Here is a 2,188-nt window from a genome sequence, read left to right on the forward strand (position 1 = left end):
ATAAAAGATGCCCTTGCTGACTAAAATGTCACGAACATCGACAACCATATTGGCTCTTCCACAAAGGTAATATTTTATATTGTCTGGTAAATTATTTTGTGTATTCAGCCATTGTGTCAATCTGCCGGTTTGAATTCCGGGGCCTGTTTCGCGGGTGGCAAATCTAACATAATTGTCTTTTAAAACAGTTGAGAAATATTCCGCAAACCAAAATTCATTGGGTGTTCGTGCTCCATGTATCAGTTTTTTATTTTTTCCCAGACCGGATTCTGCCATGCTGATAAACGGAGCAACTCCTGTGCCTGTGGCAATCCACCAGGCAGGGTCTTCAGTGCCCCGAAATCGTCCAAAGGGCTTGGACATTAACACCAGGTCGCCGGGAGTTAATGTTGCAAGCTGTGGCGTTAACAGGCCATCTGGGTTGATGTCAAATAACACTCTGATGTGGCAGGCATTGTTCCCGCTGGCAATGCTGTAAAGCCGGGGCTCTTCGGTGGGCGATAACGCAACAGCAACGACCTGTCCCGGAATGAAGTCGAACTTCTTTTCGGTAAGGATGGTGAATATGTTGGGCGCAATTTCTTCTTTATTCAGGACTTTGGTTGGGAACAACTCTTTTTGCTTTCGCTGTGGCATTGAATCTCTTTTGTTAGGTTTTTTATTTTAACAAAATGTGGCGGTAAAAGGTTTTGAGAAGGGAGCAGATGGAAAAGGTGAGGGCCGGTAGCTCTTGGCTCATAGCTCTTTGGTGTGCGTGGGGTACTTGGAACAGGGTTTAACTACAGGGAGCACGGAGATTCCTTCGCAATGGGGTTATTACACAGAGTTGCACGGAGTAGATCACAGCTTGTCCCGGTTTATCGGGAGTGTATCACAGAGGTTGCTTCGCAACCGGTTTTGTTACGCCGAGAGCCCCCTTTATTTCTTACATTCCTTATATGGTTCAATTCGTTGATGGGACAGATAATAATTGTCCAGGAACAGTAAGAAACCAAAACACGGGCTGAAAGCCCAATTTACTATAGCCCGGGGCACCGTCCCGGGCTAATTGAGGTTGGTTTTTTTGCGCCCTGAAAGGGCAGGTGAATGGAGTCTAGAGTTTTTTTTTCGCAACAGGGATTAACCACAGAGAACACAGAGGAACACAGAGGTTGCTTCGCAACAAATTGTTGTCTGGAGAATCTTTTATTATGTGCTTATATGGTTCAAAAAAAACACCCCCTTTCGGAGGCGTTTTTTCATAAATTTCTACATTGGTTTATTCCAGATCGGGATTTTCTTCTTCCGCTTCTTCTTCATTCTCCTCTGATGTCCCTTTTTTAGTGAAAGCATTTTCTGCATCATAAGGAAATACATCCATCAATGGACTCTCGGTGATGCTCAGCACTTCAAAATCAACCACCATGTCCGACAATCCCTGCATGAGGTTGTCGAAAGCATCGCGCACGTTGTCGGCTATAACCAGCATCTGGCTGCTTACTTTCTTCTCTTTTCCTGCATTTTCGTCAATAGAGAGGTGACTTACTTTGCATTTGTACCAGCGGTCTCCGGCAAAATTGGGAAATAAATCGCTGTAGTCGGCCTTCCGGATATTGGTTACCTGAAAATCACCTCTAATCATCGATTGCATCTCTTCATGAATGCGGCTTTCTGCTTCAGTAAATGAAACGGCATCCACCAGGTATGGCTCTGTTACCTTTTTTTCTTTTCCGGTGTTTTCGTCTGTCTTGATGTATTTTACCTTACATTCGAACCAGGTGTGTAGCATGAGTTTTCTATGTTTTAATGATATTTTTTTCGACGCGTAAAGGTAGTAAAAAAGAGCATGGAGAAAAGGGCATGGGGGTGTTTAATGAGATTCGATACCTGAGATATTCGATGTGATTAACACGAGGCATGACCGTTTTTTTTAGCCCGCTTCAGTGGGTTTTTGGGTTTAACCACGGAGACGCATAGAGGTAGCTTAGCAACGAGGTCGTTACACAGAGTTTCACGGAGGGTTCACAGAGGAACACAGAGTTTATTTAATTTCAGTTTTTTTCTTTTCTTATATGCCTTGTCTGGTTTAATCCGCAGATGACACGGATGGACACAGATAATTGATTCTTAGGAACTGTGAACAATAGAAAAGCGGGCTGAAAGCCCAATTGACTTAAGCCCGGGGCACCGTCCCGGGAAATAGAGGCCC

Annotated in this window: 2 protein-coding genes; both read right to left on the reverse strand. The window is 44.2% G+C overall.

The features are described from left to right. Positions 1-636: FAD-binding oxidoreductase (locus QZZ43_RS06860; RefSeq protein ID WP_291857345.1), on the reverse strand; the 636-nt coding region annotated here is incomplete at its 3' end. 622 nt (positions 637-1,258) lie between these two features. Next, positions 1,259-1,768 (reverse strand): DUF4494 domain-containing protein, encoded by a 510-nt coding sequence (locus QZZ43_RS06865; protein ID WP_291857346.1) that lies wholly within the window; start codon positions 1,766-1,768, stop codon positions 1,259-1,261. Between the last annotated feature and the right edge of the window lie 420 nt (positions 1,769-2,188).

Origin of the sequence: Marinilabilia sp., assembly GCF_016278715.1 — a bacterium.
Classification (GTDB): domain Bacteria; phylum Bacteroidota; class Bacteroidia; order Bacteroidales; family Marinilabiliaceae; genus Marinilabilia.